Origin of the sequence: Desulfurivibrio nitratireducens (assembly GCF_044068515.1) — a bacterium.
Taxonomy (GTDB): domain Bacteria; phylum Desulfobacterota; class Desulfobulbia; order Desulfobulbales; family Desulfurivibrionaceae; genus Desulfurivibrio.
On record NZ_JBIPKI010000022.1, the window covers coordinates 1 to 15,904 of the forward strand.

Annotated in this window: 18 protein-coding genes and 1 tRNA gene; 7 read left to right on the forward strand and 12 right to left on the reverse strand. The window is 61.1% G+C overall.

Going from position 1 to position 15,904, the window contains the following annotated elements:
* Positions 1–116: 116 nt before the first annotated feature.
* The 4 genes from ACHHTY_RS07150 to ACHHTY_RS07165 are packed head-to-tail and all read right to left on the reverse strand — an operon-like array spanning position 117 to position 3,453.
* Positions 117–515 carry a HEAT repeat domain-containing protein gene (locus ACHHTY_RS07150; protein ID WP_395493417.1) on the reverse strand — a complete coding sequence of 133 codons (399 nt, stop codon included), beginning with the start codon at positions 513–515 and terminating at the stop codon, positions 117–119.
* Between the two features lie 49 nt (positions 516–564).
* Positions 565–1,077 (reverse strand): GDSL-type esterase/lipase family protein, encoded by a 513-nt coding sequence (locus tag ACHHTY_RS07155; RefSeq protein WP_395493418.1) that lies wholly within the window; start codon positions 1,075–1,077, stop codon positions 565–567.
* 23 nt (positions 1,078–1,100) lie between these two features.
* On the reverse strand, positions 1,101–2,051 hold the full coding sequence (locus ACHHTY_RS07160; protein WP_395493419.1) for a YbgA family protein: 951 nt from the start codon (positions 2,049–2,051) through the stop codon (positions 1,101–1,103).
* 25 nt (positions 2,052–2,076) lie between these two features.
* A complete protein-coding gene (locus ACHHTY_RS07165; RefSeq protein ID WP_395493420.1) occupies positions 2,077–3,453 on the reverse strand; it encodes a sigma-54-dependent transcriptional regulator in 1,377 nt (458 codons plus the stop codon).
* Between the two features lie 193 nt (positions 3,454–3,646).
* On the opposite strand from ACHHTY_RS07165, the gene ACHHTY_RS07170 reads away from it, so the two are divergent.
* A tRNA-Thr gene (locus tag ACHHTY_RS07170) sits at positions 3,647–3,722 on the forward strand.
* A gap of 96 nt (positions 3,723–3,818) precedes the next feature.
* On the opposite strand, the gene ACHHTY_RS07175 is transcribed toward ACHHTY_RS07170, so the two are convergent.
* On the reverse strand, positions 3,819–4,562 hold the full coding sequence (locus ACHHTY_RS07175) for a glycosyltransferase (RefSeq protein WP_395493421.1): 744 nt from the start codon (positions 4,560–4,562) through the stop codon (positions 3,819–3,821).
* Positions 4,563–4,681: 119 nt separating this feature from the next.
* A complete protein-coding gene (locus tag ACHHTY_RS07180) occupies positions 4,682–5,341 on the reverse strand; it encodes an OmpA family protein (RefSeq protein WP_395493422.1) in 660 nt (219 codons plus the stop codon).
* Positions 5,342–5,557: 216 nt separating this feature from the next.
* On the opposite strand from ACHHTY_RS07180, the gene ACHHTY_RS07185 reads away from it, so the two are divergent.
* Complete coding sequence (locus tag ACHHTY_RS07185; protein WP_395493423.1) at positions 5,558–6,553, forward strand: methyltransferase; 996 nt, start codon at positions 5,558–5,560, stop codon at positions 6,551–6,553.
* Positions 6,554–6,747: 194 nt separating this feature from the next.
* Positions 6,748–7,455, forward strand: coding sequence for a TVP38/TMEM64 family protein (locus ACHHTY_RS07190; RefSeq protein WP_395493424.1), 708 nt, complete (start codon positions 6,748–6,750; stop codon positions 7,453–7,455).
* Between the two features lie 33 nt (positions 7,456–7,488).
* Here ACHHTY_RS07190 and ACHHTY_RS07195 read toward each other — a convergent pair whose 3' ends face one another.
* The 3 genes from ACHHTY_RS07195 to ACHHTY_RS07205 form a co-directional block, all read right to left on the reverse strand.
* The gene (locus tag ACHHTY_RS07195) at positions 7,489–8,205 is read right to left on the reverse strand and encodes a hypothetical protein (protein ID WP_395493425.1); all 717 of its coding nucleotides are present in this window, start codon (positions 8,203–8,205) and stop codon (positions 7,489–7,491) included.
* A 265-nt stretch (positions 8,206–8,470) separates the two neighbouring features.
* The gene (locus tag ACHHTY_RS07200; RefSeq protein ID WP_395493426.1) at positions 8,471–9,694 is read right to left on the reverse strand and encodes a hypothetical protein; all 1,224 of its coding nucleotides are present in this window, start codon (positions 9,692–9,694) and stop codon (positions 8,471–8,473) included.
* A gap of 39 nt (positions 9,695–9,733) precedes the next feature.
* Positions 9,734–10,858, reverse strand: a complete 1,125-nt coding sequence (locus ACHHTY_RS07205) for an SPFH domain-containing protein (protein ID WP_395493427.1) — start codon at positions 10,856–10,858, stop codon at positions 9,734–9,736.
* A 154-nt stretch (positions 10,859–11,012) separates the two neighbouring features.
* On the opposite strand from ACHHTY_RS07205, the gene ACHHTY_RS07210 reads away from it, so the two are divergent.
* From ACHHTY_RS07210 to ACHHTY_RS07225, 4 genes are all read left to right on the forward strand, one after another.
* Positions 11,013–11,975, forward strand: coding sequence for an RluA family pseudouridine synthase (locus ACHHTY_RS07210; RefSeq protein ID WP_395493428.1), 963 nt, complete (start codon positions 11,013–11,015; stop codon positions 11,973–11,975).
* A 269-nt stretch (positions 11,976–12,244) separates the two neighbouring features.
* On the forward strand, positions 12,245–12,703 hold the full coding sequence (locus ACHHTY_RS07215) for a cobalamin-dependent protein (RefSeq protein WP_395493429.1): 459 nt from the start codon (positions 12,245–12,247) through the stop codon (positions 12,701–12,703).
* Positions 12,639–12,773 (forward strand): hypothetical protein, encoded by a 135-nt coding sequence (locus tag ACHHTY_RS07220; protein WP_395493430.1) that lies wholly within the window; start codon positions 12,639–12,641, stop codon positions 12,771–12,773. The genes ACHHTY_RS07215 and ACHHTY_RS07220 overlap by 65 nt, the downstream gene beginning before the upstream one ends.
* Before the next feature lie 65 nt (positions 12,774–12,838).
* Positions 12,839–13,156 (forward strand): carboxymuconolactone decarboxylase family protein, encoded by a 318-nt coding sequence (locus tag ACHHTY_RS07225; RefSeq protein WP_395493431.1) that lies wholly within the window; start codon positions 12,839–12,841, stop codon positions 13,154–13,156.
* Positions 13,157–13,210: 54 nt separating this feature from the next.
* Here the strand turns inward: ACHHTY_RS07225 and ACHHTY_RS07230 are convergent, their stop codons facing one another.
* The 3 genes from ACHHTY_RS07230 to arsB all read right to left on the reverse strand — a co-directional run bounded on the left by ACHHTY_RS07230 (position 13,211) and on the right by arsB (position 15,842).
* The gene (locus ACHHTY_RS07230; RefSeq protein ID WP_395493432.1) at positions 13,211–13,612 is read right to left on the reverse strand and encodes a pyridoxamine 5'-phosphate oxidase family protein; all 402 of its coding nucleotides are present in this window, start codon (positions 13,610–13,612) and stop codon (positions 13,211–13,213) included.
* A gap of 172 nt (positions 13,613–13,784) precedes the next feature.
* Positions 13,785–14,648, reverse strand: coding sequence for a universal stress protein (locus ACHHTY_RS07235; RefSeq protein ID WP_395493433.1), 864 nt, complete (start codon positions 14,646–14,648; stop codon positions 13,785–13,787).
* A 57-nt stretch (positions 14,649–14,705) separates the two neighbouring features.
* Positions 14,706–15,842, reverse strand: a complete 1,137-nt coding sequence (arsB, locus tag ACHHTY_RS07240) for an ACR3 family arsenite efflux transporter (RefSeq protein WP_395493434.1) — start codon at positions 15,840–15,842, stop codon at positions 14,706–14,708.
* Between the last annotated feature and the right edge of the window lie 62 nt (positions 15,843–15,904).

The window sequence follows — 15,904 nt, forward strand, 5'->3', positions numbered from 1 at the left end:
GCCTCGACGTATTTCCGTCGCCCCCCGCGCGGGGGGCGTGGTTTGAAGCTTCAATCCAGCTTGCCGCAGCCTAGCCGCGAGGAGGTTTGGTATTATCTGGCGCGGGAACTTCCCTCTCAACTACAGGAACCGAGGATATCGCCGACGATTTCCGCTACCTGGGGGTCGGGGTCGTGACAAAGTTGCTTCAGTGGGGCCAAGGCAGCCGGCGTGCCGATGATTCCCAGCAGATTGGCGGCCTCGCCCCGCAGCAGGGGGGATTCCGCGGCCAGCAGCGGGGTCAGAAAGGGGATGGCCTGCTGCGCTTCCAGGGGCCGTTCGCCGGCCAGTTGTTCAAAAAGTACCGCCAGGCCAAGACGGACCCGATAGCGCTCGTCCCGCAGCAACTCGCCGCTTAATCGGTAATGGGAAGGATCCTGGCTGAACATGGCCAGGATATTGTCCAGATAACCCATTTCCAGAAAATCGCCGATCACCCTGATAAGTTCCCGGTCGTTTTCGCCGCTCTCCATCATAAATATCTGCCTGTCACCGTTGGGCAAAACCCGCTTCGTATTGTTTCCATCAAGGATTATGCTTGAGGATGTCTTCAATCAAGGCCGACCAGATTTCATAGCCTTTCTCACAGATATGCACGCCGTCTTCCTCCAGGCATTCCTCCACCCCGGCCTGGAGGAAAAGGGTGTGGATATCGACATAGCCGCAGCCGGTTTCGTCGGCCAGTTGCCGGAGTTTGTCGTTGACCTGGGTGATCACCTCGGGCTTTACCCAGGGCAGCAGCATCGGCGGGATGCTGTGGATGAAGATCCGGGCGTCAGGAAAAGTGTTATGGAATTGGTTGATGATTTCCCGGTAGGTCATGATGACCCCGGTTTCTTCCCTGGCGATGTTGTTGGTGCCGCTCATGATAAAAATGAAATCCGGCTTCGGCCTTTGTTCGTAGGAGCCGACTCTGGTTCGCAAACCCTCGAGGGTCTCCCCGGACCAGCCCAGGTTGTGAACCCGGTGCTGGGGAAAACGGTCGTTCCAATCGTAGTATTCGATCAGTGAGTCCCCAATAAAGATAATCTCACGCATGATTTTCTCCTGTGGCCGTCTTGCTAAGCGTGGTTGCGCAGCTTGAGTTCCTGGGGATGGGGTTCCAGGTAGGACTGGCCGGCCAGGTAGCCGACCTGGTATTTGCGCACGTAATGATTGAGCATGGTTATCGGCACGATCAGGGGCAGGTATTCATCCCGGTAGCGCTCGATGAGTTCCAGCAGCTCCTGTTTTTCCCCCGGGCTCAGGACTTTTTTGAAGTAGCCCACCATGTGCTGGAGCACGTTGCAGTTTTTCTTGACCGTGGCCTTGAGGGCCAGGGCTTCCATCAGCATTTTTTCGTATTCGGCGAACAGTTGCGGCAGCGGGCGGCCGCCGGGGTTGGCTACCAGCTTGCCCATATCCCGGTAATGCTTGACGCTGTGGGCCATGATCTGCAGCTTGTGGGCGGTGTGGAAGGTCACCAGGCTGCCCCGGCTCTGCTGTTGGCCCTGGAGTTCGCGCCAGCGTCGGTATACGAAAATCCGTTCAATGAAATTTTCCCGCAGATTCGGGTCATGCAACCGTCCCTCTTCTTCCATGGGCAGCAGGGGGAAATGCCGTTGCAGCTCGCGGGCGAAAAGACCGACCCCGATCTTGCGGGGGTTGGTGGCGTCGGTATAAACCTTGACCCGTTCCATGCCGCTGCTGGGCGACTTGCTTTTGCAAATAAAAGCGTGCAGATCCTCGCCCTCCAGTTCCTTAACTTTGCGCCGGGCCCAGCCTAGCATCCGGTCGGTGTGGTCGATGCCGCTTTGACTGGTCAGCAGGCGCGGGGACTCCGGATCGCCGACCAGGCGCATGGTCTCCCGGGGCACCGGCAGACCGCATTCCACCTCCGGGCAGACCGGCACGTATTCGAAAAATTTCCCCAGGGTGTCGGTGATGTACGGGTCGCGCTGATGGCCGCCGTTGTAGCGGACGGGATTGCCCAGCAGGCAGGAACTGATGCCGACGCGGATGGGGTCGCTCATGGCTGCTTTCCTCGTGGTGGTGGTTTCAGCCCAGGCCGTACTTGTTGATCTTGCTGAGCAGGGTCTTGCGGGTAATGTTGAGGCGGCGCGCGGTTTCACTGCGATTGCCGCCGGTTTCCGCCAGGGTTTTGCGCAAAACCAGCTTTTCCGCCTCCTCCAGGGAGGAGGGCATGGAGGCGGCGTTTGGCGCAGCGCCCGCCGGGTTGCCGGCAGGGCCGCGCAGGCTCAAGGGCAGACTCTGTTCGTCCAGGTAATCGCCGCGCATCAGGATCACTCCCCGTTCGATGGCGTTTTCCAGTTCGCGGACGTTGCCGGGCCAGGAATAGCGCAGCAGCAGGTCCATGGCCCGGGGGGTGATGCCTTCCACCCGGCGTCGGTTGCGGGCGGCGAATTTTTCGACGAAAAAGGCGGCCAGCAGGGGAATGTCCTCGTTGCGGTCCCGCAGGGGCGGGACGGTCAGGGTCACCACGTTTAGGCGGTAAAAGAGATCCTCGCGAAATTCGCCGGCCTGGACCGCCTCTTCCAGCACCCGGTTGCTGGCGGCCACCACCCGGGCATCGACCTTGATGGTCTCCTGGCCGCCGACCCGCTGGATTTCATGCTCCTGGAGCACCCGCAGCAGCTTGGCCTGCATCGCCGGGGAGGTTTCGCTGATTTCATCGAGAAAGAGAGTGCCGCCGTCGGCCTGGCGGAACTTGCCCTCGCGGCGGCGGTCGGCCCCGGTGAAGGCGCCCTTTTCATGGCCGAAAAGTTCCGATTCCAGCAAGCTTTCCACCAGGGCGGCGCAATTGACCTTGACCAGGGGGCCATCGCGCCGGGGGCTGTTGCGATGAATGGCGGCGGCCACCAGTTCCTTGCCGGTGCCCGATTCGCCGCTGATCAACACGGTGGCCTCGGTGGGGGCCACGTAGGAGATCATTTCCAGCAACTCCCGCATGGGCGGGGACTGGCCGATAATGCCGCCGGAGTCGAATTCCGGCGGCAATCCCGTTGCGCCCCGGCTCTGGCGGGATTCCTCGACCTGGCGATGATCGAGAGCCTTGGCCAGGGTCAGGCGCAGCCGCTCGAAATCCAAAGGTTTGGTCAGATAGTCGCGGGCCCCGGCCTTCATCGCTTCCACTGCCGAATCCACCGAGGAATAGGCGGTCATGATTACCACCGGAATCGCCGGGTTATGGGCCTGGATGCGGCGCAGGGCCTCCATCCCGTCCATCCGGGCCATGCGCACGTCCATCAGCACCGCGTCGAAGGGCTCCACCTCCACGGCCTCTACCGCGGCGGCGCCGTCCACCGCTTCGGCCGTGCGCCAGCCCCATTCGTCCAGCATGGCCCGCAGCATAAAGCGATGGGCGTCATCGTCGTCCACCACCAGGATTTTGATTGGGGAAGTCGCGGTTTTCATAACCTCTTTGGGGCTGGCAGGGTCAACAGCGGCGGCATCACCTGATCCTGTGCCGAAGCCGGTTGTTCCGGCAGGATCGTCATCAGGTTTATATTACAGAGCTCTTTAGCTTTTTTAGCATTTAACGCGGGAAATTGCCACTGGCGCAAACGGCCCTTTTAGGTTAAAGAAAGGCAACGCCGCAGGGCGGCAGGCCAACGTAGCTCAGTCGGTAGAGCAGCTGATTCGTAATCAGCAGGTCAGCGGTTCGATTCCGCTCGTTGGCTCCAGCAGAATCAAGGGTTTAGCCGGTTGCGGTTAAGCCCTTTTTTGTTGTGGAAAAGTCACCTGTAGGGCGTTTGAGACTTTTGGCCAAGTTGTTTCAATTATTTGGTCGATTTGGGGCGCTTGTACCAGAAACCGCAGAGTCTGCGCGAGCGCACCGCGATCGGCATCAGCAGCATGAAGATTATCCAGCCGAGAATCCGGGGGCTGGAATACCATTGCAGTTTGCGGGCGGAAGTCCAGACGGGCGGGTCGGTGATAATGGCAAACGTTTGCCCCCGCAAGCGTCCCCATTGCCTGAGCCGGCGCGAAAGCCACACTTCTTCCGTGGCGTAAAGTCTGACGTCGAAGCCGCCGACGGCTGCGAAGGCATCGCGCCGGCAGAAGAAAAAACTCCCGGCGGCGGTGCGGGTGAGCCGGGAAATCCACTCCCAGAGTTTGATCGCCCAGCGACCGACAATTTTGGTTTCGCCCTCAAAACGGACCACGGCGCCGCCCCCCGCGCAGCGGCCGGAACGAAGCAGGTGGAGAGCGCCGGTCAGCAGAGCGGCTTCGATTCGCGTATCTGCATCGACGAAGATCAGGAATTCGGCCCCGCTGGCGGCGGCGCCGGCATTGCGGGCACGGGCGATCTGATTGACCGGTTCGTGGACTACCCGGTCGGCCCCGCAGGCCTTTGCCACTTCGGCCGTGGCATCGGTTGAGTTATTGTCCACCACGATGCACTCGCCGGGCAGGTTTTGGGCGGCCATGGCTCGCCGCACCGCGGCCAGGGTGACGGGCAGTTCCTCCGCTTCGTTGAAGGCGGGGATAATGAGGGCGTAAACGGGCGGCGGTGCGGACATGTGCCCCGTAAGATGATGGGTGGGTAAGCTTTCCCCGGTCTGGCAGGGTGTCCTTGGTCGGCCATAAAAAGAGCCGCCCCGATAACGGAGCGGCTCTTTTTATGGGTGGAGTTTTGCGCTCAGGAGCCTTGCGGCACGATGGTGATCACCACCCGGCGGTTGAGCTGCTTGCCGGCCGCCGTCGAGTTGTCGGCGATCGGCTGGGTTTCGCCGTAACCAATGGAGTTGATGCGTCCCGGCGCAACCCCCTGGGCGACCAAGGCATTGCGGACCGATTCGGCCCGGCGCTCCGACAGGGCCTGGTTGTAAGCTTCGGGGCCGTCACTGTCTGTGTGGCCCGCCACCATGAGGCGGGTCTCGGGAAACTGGTTGAGGACCTCGGCGGCCCGGCTGATCTCCTGATACCCACCGGGCTTCAGGGTTGACGAATCGGTGTCGAAAAGCAGGTCGGACTTGAAGGTCAGCGACAGGACGTTGGCATCCCGGCGAATGTTGGCGCTATCGCTGGCTGCAAACTGCCGCTGCAGGGCCGCCTGCTGGTTGTCCATGTAGCGGCCGACCCCGGCTCCGGCCAGGCCGCCGATGGCGGCGCCGATCCCCGCTCCGATCAAGGTGCTCTCGGTGTCGCGGCCGATCGCCTGTCCCAGCCCGGCTCCCACTGCCGCTCCGGCCGCGGTGCCATACACGGCCCCTTCCTGGGTTCTGGTCGTCGGCTGGGCGCAGCCGGTCATGATAACCGTCCCCAAAGCCAGAATTACCACCAATTTGCTGCTGGTCATGATAAACTCCTCCACATGTGGTTAATAGATTAATTGTTAAGAGAACCATACTTGATACTCATTTTATTATCAGCTTATTATGCGGAAACGGCAAGTCATTTGATGCCGGTTCGGTAATCCTTGCGAAAGTCAGGCCAACTGGGTCCGCTGTCGGCCGCCAAGGTCCAGGTAAAGAGAGCGGAATCGCTTGATTCCGCCAGCCAAGATGGAGGTTTCATGAAGAGTACGAAAAAACACGGTCCAGGCAGAATTCTCGCCCTCTCCGGCGGCTATTGGCAGCCTTGCGCCCTTCATTGCGGGGTTAAACTGGGAGTTTTCAGCCTGCTCGCCGAGCGGAGGCTGACGGCGGTGGAGGCGGCCGCCCGCCTCAAGGCCTCACCCCGCGGAGTGGAACTGCTCCTCAACGCCCTCACATCCATGGATCTGCTGGATAAGACCGAGGAGGGCTTTTTGGATACCGAAGAGGCGCGAGTATTCCTTGATCGGGAATCGCCCGAATATGTAGGCTACATGGTCATGCACCACCACCATCTGGTGGACGGCTGGAGCCAGCTCGACCAGGCGGTGGTCAGTGGTCAGCCGGTGACCAAACGTTCCCATGGCGAAGAGCGGGAGCGGGAAAGCTTCCAAATGGGGATGTACAACCTGAGCATGGCCATCGCCCCCGAATTGGCCGCGAAAATCAACCTTGCCGGCCGCAAACGGCTGTTGGATCTCGGGGGTGGGCCGGGGGTGCACGCGATTCATTTCTGTCTGGCCAATCCCGGTCTGACGGCCACGATTTTTGATCGCCCCACCACCGAACCCTTTGCCCGCCGGACGGCGGAGAAGTTCGGGATGGAAGACCGCATCGCCTTTGCCGCCGGTGATTTTCTCCACGATCCGTTGCCCGCAGGGCACGACGTGGCCTGGCTTTCCCAGGTTATTCATTCAAATTCGCCCGAGCAATGTCGCCGGTTGATTGCCCGCACGGTGGCGGCCCTGGAGCCGGGGGGGCTGATCCTGATTCACGACTTCCTGCTTGACGACAACCAGGCCGGCCCCCTTTTTCCCGCCCTGTTTTCGCTTAATATGTTGATCGGCAACCATGGCCGTTCCTATTCCGAAAAAGAAGTGCGGCAAATGCTCGCCGATTGCGGGGTGAGCGCGATTACCCGCCTGGATTTCATGGGCCCCAACGACTCGGGCGTAATCCAGGGGGTGGCGCCCTGAAACGGGAACCGGCTCGGCAGGTTTCATTCCTCCTCCGGCGGAGCTGATGCCGGTGGTGTTATTTCCAGCGCTGCGGCAAGAAAACTTGCAGAAAATTGGCAGGTGAAAATGATCGCCCAAATCATGGATCGGGATGTCGTGGTGGCTGGCTTCCGTGCGACATTGGCCGCGTTGCCGGGAGCGGGGCGATAAAGATGCTGCCAAGTCTATCCTTTTGGGGGATCCTCAAAGAGAGCCGAAACTTCCTTTTTCTGCTCCTCTTTTTCTCCGTTCTCCCGCTGTTGGTTTCTTCCTCCTTCATCTATTTTTTCCAGGTCAATCAGCACCTGCTGGCGGAGCGAACCTTTTGGGCGCTGGCCTTTTTTCACCTGGCCGCCATCCCGGCCATGGCCTTTGCCCTGACGCCCACCACTTTCATCGCCGTTATCAGCGGCTACTTTTTTTCCTGGTACGGCCTGGCGGGGATCCTGATCTCCTATTCCCTGGCCGCGGTGCTGGGGCGCAAGTTCGGCCGGCTGGCCCGGGACCTGCTGCTGGGCGAAAAAATTTTCCACCACCCCCGGATTCACCACTTTCTCGAAAAGATCCGCCGGGATCAATTCTCCATGCTCATCTTCGCCCGCCTTTCCCCGGTTCTGCCCTTCGCCATGGTCAACGTGGCGGTTTCGGTGCTGAAGCTCAACCTCATCCCTTTCATGGCCGCCACGATGATCGGCATGTTGCCCCGGACCCTGATTTTCTTCATGCTCGGCAAGGACGCCCCCGAAATCTGGGCGTTTGTCCAGAATCCCAGCCTGGAGGGCAGTCTCCGGCTGATCCCCCTGGTACTGGTGGTCATCTCCAGCGCCGGCCTGCTGTGGGTTGGCAAAAGAACCTTGGCCCGGATGAACGAGAAGTTATAAAGGCCAAGCAGGATAGTCAGCGCCAGGTCAGGCTTAATTTCCTGGTCCGGCCACCTGATGAATTTTTTCCATAATCGCCAAGGCCTCCTTAAAACCAAAAAGATCGATTACCTCGTCTTTATCCTCCCGGTGTGGCCATTCCTGGTAGCGAGTCAATACGGACTCGCCCCGCTTTAGCTGTTCCACGATAGCCGCAGACTGCTGTTTTGAAAAAACCGTCTTCCCGGTTTCCTGGATTGGTTCATTATCGTCTACCCGCACCGTGATTGAGGAACCAGGGTAATGGCTCCTGCCAACGCTGACGAGGTAAGAAGCATCTTTGGTTATTACAACTCGCAAAGCCGGCTTGTAGAGTGAACACCAATAAGCATCATCAGCTTGATATTTTTGGCAACCCAGACTCCAATTGGTCCCATATTTATCCTGCTCGTAATCGAGGGTATTGGTTGGCAATCCTTGCACGGCGCCACTGCCGTTGGAGTACCAAAACCGGTATTTGAGATTGTTGTAAGTACCTTCCTCAATCCTGCTCCTGACATTGTATTCGACGTAATGGGTCACCCGGCAGAAAATCTTGCCGCCGGGCAGAAGCGGACCCTGGATGGTAATCAATTCATCAGCATCAACAATGGGCTGGTCACTTCGGTAAGAAGGGGTGTACTCGGTGCTGGGGCAAATCATTTCCGCGAGAGCGGGCTGAAGCAGGAAACCGCTAACCATGACCGCCATAATCATCTTTTGAAGCATCATTGTTCCGGCCCTCCGTGCGTTTAAATATTGGCTTGGCTGGAAGTTACCCGGTACTGCCGTTTTTTGTACGAAGAGGGTTTGGTTACTATTTGCAATAATCTTCCTTATTACAAGCACTTGTTATTAGCCTAGCTGACCTGGAGGCCAAAGTCAACAGCGGGAGCGAAGGATAGGATTCATAGGTAGGTCCTGGGCCATTGTCTTTGCCGAGCGTGATGTCTTTGGGCAGCAAAACCAGTTCGGCGTGAGGTGGCTCCGGCCAGCCTCAGAGGGTGCGGCCCAGTTCCAGGGCCCGGCGGTTGATCAGAATGCCGGTCTGTTCCTGGGCCAGTTCGTAGCCCGAGGTCAGGAAGGGCAGCAGATGGAGTCGGATGTCGTGGATTGCAAAGGCCAGTTCGGGCAGCAGGGGATAGAGGGGGAGTCGTTTGATGGCGCTGGCGGCCAGGATGGGGATCAGGCTCTGGATCGCTTCGCTCTGGGGCAGGGTGACCGAGGGCAGGGGGCCGGGAGGTAGGGCGACCCGGCTGGCGAACTCCGGTTGGGCCAGGGTAAACTGGGTCGCCAGGCGGAGATACTGATCGGGTCTGATCTTGAAGGCCGGGGCCCAGAAGTGGAGGGGGCGCTGTTCCCAGCCGGGCTGAAGGACCCGGGGCTGGTTGGTGAGCCGGATAAAATCGGCGTAGCTGCTCAGGGGCAAGGGGCTGCCCGTCGCCTCGATCTGCCAGAAGGGCAGGTAAAGGACCTCTTTGCTTTTGCCGGCGGTCAGCCCGAAGGAGAGCGGGGTGAAACGGCCGTCCCGGGGCCACCAGGCGCTGAGGCAGTTGCGGCAGTAGAGGACATTGCTGTCCCGCGCGCCCTCCAGGTTGCCGCCGCAGTGAGGACAGAGGGTGGCCAGCTGATGCAGTCGCCAGGCCGGATTTTGTTCGCGCAGAGGCTCGAAGGGATCCTCGGCGGGGGGCAAACGGGGCAGCGGAGTGCCGGCGACGGCATCGAACAGTTGGCCGCCTTGCCGGGCCAGGGGCAGGTAGATCAGTTGCACCGCTTCGCCGATCATGGCCTGATGATAAAGGTTGCCGCCCGCCGGGGCCAGACTGCGCCCGACCCGGTCAAGCAGCGCGGGGACGCTCAGGCGGTTGGCGAGAAAGCTGGTCTGGGGAACGGGTACCGCAAAGCGCATTTTCAGCACCTGGGACCGGACGCTGAGGGAGCGGGGCAGGAAGGGCAGCGCAACCCCCGGCCGGGAAAGATCGGCGATCCGGAAGCCCACCCCTTTTTCGGTGCAGGAATAGATGGAGCCGCGGAAGTGGAGGTAGGGTACCTGGATCAGGTCGCGGAACTGGGGCCGGGCCGGCAGGGTCAGCCGGAAATAGTCGCTGGCGGCCAGAAAGGTGCTGACGTTGCAGTAGGGACAGCTGACCAGATGGTCGGTTTCCCGCAGCTCGATGGGGCCGGCGCATTGGCGGCATTCCAGGACCAGGTTCAGGGCCATGGGGGCAGGCCTCCTCGGGGGCTCTCCGCTGGGCGGCGCTTAGAGCGGTTCGCCGCACTGATTGCAGAACATTGAGCCGGCCAGGTTTTCCGTCTGGCAGCGGCTGCAGATCGGGGCCTGGGGACGGCTGTCGGCGGGCTGGCCGCATTTGGGGCAGAAGCGGGCGTTGGGGGTCAGGTTTTTGCCGCAGTGCTGGCATTGCTGCAATATTAATTGCTGGTGCCCGCAGTAAGGACAAAACCGGGCATCGGCCGGGATGGCGCCCCGGCACTCGGGGCATTGGCTGGTGCCGCCCGCGGGGGCGGCCCCCTGGGGAGCGGGCTGGAGGGCGGAGGCGAACATGGCCGGCAGCATCAGGCCCAGCCCCATGCCCAGTCCGTTGCCGGCCGCACCTTGAGATTCGGCGGCCTTTTCCATGGCCCCGGCCGCCTTGAGCTTTACCAGCCGGTCAAGGTCGTTGATCACTTCGAGCCGGCTCTTGTCGTCGATGGTCTGCTGAACTTCGGGCGGCGGGGTGATCGAGGTGATATAAAGCCGGTTAAGGCTGAGGCCCAGGTGGGCGAAGTCTTCCCGCAGCCGGTTCTGCAGGCCGGCCGAAAGCTCCTCATAGCGGCCGGGCAGGTTGAAGAGGGAATCGAGTTCGCTGCCCAGGTGGTCGTTGAACCGGGAGACGATCACCCGCTTGAGATACTCTTCGATCTCGTTGCTGCTGTAGCGCTGCATGGTCCCCACTAGGGTGCTGATGAAGAGAGCCGGCTGGACCACCTGGATATTGAAGATGCCGTGAGCCCGCAGCCGGACCAGGCCCAGTTCGCTGTCCCGGAAGGCCACCGGATCCTGGGTGCCCCATTTGAGGTTGGGGAATACCTTGAGGTTGGCAAAATAGACCTCGGTGCGCAGCGGGCTGGTCAGGGCCCAGGGGGCGGCCAGGATTTTGGTCAGGATCGGGATGTTGGCGGTGGTCAGGGTATGGCGGCCGGGGCCGAAGGTGTCGCACGCCTTGCCCTTGTAGAAAAAGACCGCCGCCTGGGTCTCCCGGACAATCAGCTGGGCCCCGAACTTGATTTCACCGGAACCGTGTTGAGGAATCCGATGCACCAGCTCGACCCCGTCGTGATCGAACCATTCGATAACCTCGAGAAAAACTTTATTGTCGGTGCCCATGCTCGCCTCCCTGGAAGTTTGTCCCGTCCCGGTCGGGACTCCGGTTGTTTGCAATCGTTATCTTCTAGCATAAAATAGCGGGGCGGGGGTATGACGTTTTTAAAAATAATTTCAGCGGACCGCGGCAGCCAGGGTGTCGGCCGGAATCGGGATAATGACCTTTAATCAGGAAGGGGAAAGAATTTGCACGGTGCGGGTTGGCCCCGACCAGGTCGGCCGGTCGCTGCTGGATCTGGTCGCGGAGCGTTTTACTTACCAGGACCGGGAGCAATGGCGGCGGGAGCTGGCCGCCGGGCGGCTTTTGCACAACGGGAAGCCGGCCCCGGCGAACCGGCAACTGGAGGCGGGTGATGAAATCTGCTACCGCTGGCCGGGGGAGGCTGAGCCCCCGGTGGCCCTTGCTTACCAGGTGGTTTACGAGGATGCCGATCTGCTGGTGGTGGACAAGCCCGCCCCCCTGCCTTGTCATCCGGGCGGCCGCTATTTCCGCCATACCCTCTGGGCCCGGTTGCGGCAGTCCGCCGGTCTGGAGCGGCCCTGGCTGGTCAACCGGCTGGACCGGGAGACTTCCGGCCTGGTCCTGGTGGCCAAAAATCAGGCGGCGGCTCGTCTTTGCGCCCGGCAGTGGCAGCAGCGGCGGGTGACCAAAGTTTATCTGGCCCTGGTGGAGGGCGATTTTCCCTGGGCTGACCTGGAAGCCCGGGGCAGTCTGGCCCCCGATCCGGCCAGTATGATCCGCAAGAAAGTCCGCTTTTTCCAGGCCTCTTGCGTCGCGCCGGCCGCCGCCCGCTCGTGCTCTACCCGGCTGCGCCGTCTGGCCGGCGCCAACGGCCTGACCCTGGTGGAAGCCCGGCCCGTCACCGGCCGCTGCCACCAGATTCGCGCCACCCTGTCCGGGCTCGGTTTCCCGGTGGTGGGAGACAAGCTTTACGGGGTTGATGAACGGCTATTTCTCCGCTTTATCGAGGACCGTCTCAGCGCCGAGGATCGGCGCCGCCTCCGCCTGCCCCGCCAGGCCCTGCATGGGGCCGAGCTGAGCCTGCGCCATCCCGTCGATAGCCGTCCCCTCCATTTTGTCAGCCCGCTGCCGCCGGAGTTGAGCAAGCTGCTGGCCTGAACGACTTGGCCGGCCCGCTTGCCGGCCCTGACCCGGGCGGCAATTCCCTGCTGAGCATGCGAGCGTTGCGCCCGGGTTTTGGTTGACAGTCCCGGCGCCAATCATTGACAATGGTGCGTTGGCCTGCTGAAGCCATTTGCCGGGCCCGCGCGGGTTCCCGGATTGCCTTCCACCGGCGGCAAGATGATCTGTCCGCAGCGGCCGGAGGCCTGGCCCAGCCAGGCCCATCGGCCCCGGTTCCATATTCGACCCGCCTTTCGGATCCTGATATGAACGTCCTGATCATCCCAACGAACCGGAACGCCTATCCCATGCCGGTTATGCCGCTGGGCGCCTGCATGGTGGCCGAGGCGGCGGAGCCGGCCGGGCACGCGGTCCGGTTGCTGGACCTGATGTTCGCCGCCGATCCGGTTGGCGAAGTCAACCGGCTGATCCGGGCGCACCGCCCCGAGGTGATCGGTCTTTCAGTCCGCAATATCGACAACAACGACATGCGCCTGCCGGCCTTCTACATCGACGAACTCGCTCCGATCCTCAAGGCCATCCGCCGGGCCAGCCCGGCTCCGGTCGTCATTGGGGGCGCCGCGCTCACCGTGATGCCCGAGGAGATCATGCGGGCAACAACTGGCCGCGACCCGGCGGGTGCTGGCCGATTACGGCAACATGTCCTCGCCCACGGTCTGGTTTGTCTTGAAAGAACTGGAAATTCGCGGCATTGTGGAGAATGAATGGATTATGCTGCTGACCTTCGGCGCCGGTCTTGCGGCCCACGGTTATCTGTTGCGGAAACGAGCATAAGGGCGGGATGGTCTCCGGGCCCCCCGCATTCGGGCATTTTAATCATCATGACAAGGAGTTGAACCATGGCCAAGGAAAAGCTGCCCCAGCATTTTCAGAAACTGCAGAAGGATTATCCCGATTTCATGCAGGCCGCGGCCGATCTGGGCAAAGCGGTGCGCGAGGCCGGGCCCCTGGATGAAAAAACCGTTAATTTGATCCAGATGGCGGCGGCGGCAACCGCCCGGCTGGAAGGAGGGGTCCACAGCCATGCCCGCCGGGCTCTGGCGGCGGGGGCTACCGTGGAAGAAGTGCGCCACGCCCTGATCGTGCTTGCTTCGACCATCGGCTTTCCTTCGGTGGCCACAGCCTTGAGCTGGGTCAGCGATCTCGACGCGGCATGAGCAATCCCGGGTCCGGCAACCTCCGGACCCGGGCAGATTGCTTCCCGCGGCAGCTCAACCGGCGGGAATATTGGCCGGGTCCGAGCCTACCAGGGGCAAGGTTTTTTCCACCGCGAAGGAAACCAGGAAGCTCTCCCCCCGGGCCCGGTCTTCTGCCGGGCTCAGCTGCCTGCGCATCAGGCCCTTGATTTTGGCGGCGTCGGTTTCTTCCTTGGTTTTCTTAAGAAAAAGGCGGATGCCGCGGGCGCCGGGGCCGTCGGCAATGAAAAGGAAGGTGGCGTAAGGGTTTTCGCTGACGTTTTGATGGGAGAGCCGATCGCGCATGATGAAAGCTACCTCGCCCTCCTCGAGGAAATGGGGGGTGCTGTAGAGGGCGGCGTCGACCTTGCCGTCGGCCGCGGCGGTGGCAAGAACCCCCCGGCCGGGGGTATTCGCGAAATAATCCTGCAATTTCATGTATTTTCCTCTTACCAGTGATTAACGGAAATTAAGGATTCGGCCCCTTCCTCCAGCATCAGGACCGGAGTTTGGGCGCCAATTTCCAGCCACTATAATAGGTTCGTTTCAGGCTGTAAATGGCAATAGTTCGCATTGCTCAAGGACTGCCGCTCGGCCTGGCGCCCACTCCCTAACGAACACCGGGAACCAGGAGCACCGGCGCCTCGGCCCGCCGGGCCACCTCGTTGGCCACGCTGCCCAGCAGGGCTTCGCGGAAAAAACCCTTGCCGTGGCTGCCCATAACCACCAGGGAAATCTGGCCCGTCCGGGTACGGGCGATGATTTCCTCGGCGGGATTGCCGATGGCCAATTCGCTGGAAATGGAGTCGCCCCCGGGAGCGAGTTGGCGGGCGATCTTCTCGAGCCGGCGCTGGTCTTGCTCCTGGCGCTCCTGCAAGTATTTCGGGGCCAGACGGGCCTGGTCGGCGGCATCGCTGACGTGCAGCAGGGTAACCGTAGTCGGGTGGTGGCGCAGGATCTGTTCAAGGTAGGCGGCGGCCCGGTCCGCCGGCGGCGAAAAATCGGTGGCGAAAAGAATTTTTTCAAACCAGCGCGGCCCGGTGGCCACACCGCAGGTTTGATTATGGCCTTCGGCGGTGATCCTGGAGAGGAAAACGGGATGGTTGGTGATTTGCAGCAATTTAAAGGAAACGCTGCCCAGGGCCGATTTGGCCAGACCGCGGCCGCGTGAACCAATCAGGATGGCGTCCACCCGGTGGCTGGTGGCCAGGGCTTCGAGCACCGGGGCGGCAATCCCCACCGCCAGTTCGGTGTCCACTTTGAGATCCTCCGCTTCCAGCCGTTTTTTTTGCTGCTCCATTTGCGGGCTTGCTTCGTCCAGGAGAATTTCATCCAGGCCGGGAGTGTTGGCAACATAAATTACATGGGCCAGCACCACCTGTTTGAGCCCCAGTTTTTTTAGTTGGCCGGCGCATTGGATCAAGCAGTCCGAGGCAGGCGAAAAATCGGTGGCAATCAGGATTTTGTTGAGCATTCCGTTCTCCCTATGAATTGGTTGGAAGGAGTATGCCTATAGAATTTTATAGCCGCTTCAGTCCTGGGAATCAATGCCGCGGTTATAATAACGGCGCTGGAGGTAGAGACTGACGTGGACCAGGCCGATTAGCACCGGCACTTCCACCAGGGGGCCGATCACGGTGGCGAAGGCGATGGGGGAACCGATGCCGAAGACGGCGATGGCCACGGCGATGGCCAACTCAAAGTTGTTGCCCGAAGCGGTGAAGGCCAGGGAGGTGCTGCGGGGGTAGTCGGCCCCGAGCTTCCAGGCCAGGTAGAAGCTGAAGAGAAACATCAGCACGAAGTAAAAGCTCAGCGGCAAGGCGATCCACATGACGTCCAGGGGGCGCAGCAGGATCTGTTCTCCCTGGGTGCTGAACATCACCACGATGGTGAAGAGCAGGGCGGCCAACGTGATGGGTGAAATCCGGGGGATGAAAACCTTTTCGTACCATGTTTCGCCCTTCAGCGGCACCAGCAGCACCCGGCTTAGGATGCCGCCGGCAAAGGGGATGCCGAGATAGATCATGACGCTGACGAAAATATCGCCGATGCTCACATCCACTACCAGGCCTTCCAGGCCGAAGAGCGGCGGCAGGACGGTGACGAAGATCCAGGCGTAAAAGCTGAAGGTGATGATCTGGAAGATGCTGTTGATGGCCACCAGGCCGGCGGCATATTCGCTGCTGCCCCGGGCCAGTTGATTCCAGACCAGAACCATGGCGATGCAGCGGGCGATGCCCACCAGGATCAGGCCGACCATATAGAGGCCCCAGCGGGGGTCGGGGCCGAGCAGCTGGGGGGCCAGCCAGCCGAAGAAGAGCACGGCCAGGGTAAACATCAGCAGGGGACCTAAAACCCAGTTCTGAAACAGCGACAGGCCCAGGATGCGGGTGTCGGCGAAAACCTTGGGCATCAGGCTGTACTTGACCTTGGCCAAGGGCGGGTACATCATCAGGATCAGGCCCAAGGCGATCAGCAGATTGGTATGTTCGCCGACGGTCAGGGCCTGATTGAAGCTGGCCACCCCTTTAGGGAAAAGCGAGCCGACGGCCACGCCCAGGGCCATGGCGCTGAAAATCCAGAGGGTAAGAAAGCGGTCGAGCAGCGATAATTTTCCGCCAAGACCGGGTTTGGCGCCGGGGCTAGAGTCGATGGAACAACGGGGCATTTTGGTGATCTCCGTGATGACAAATAATTTTCGGGCGAATTGGCGCTGTGGCCGGAACAAGG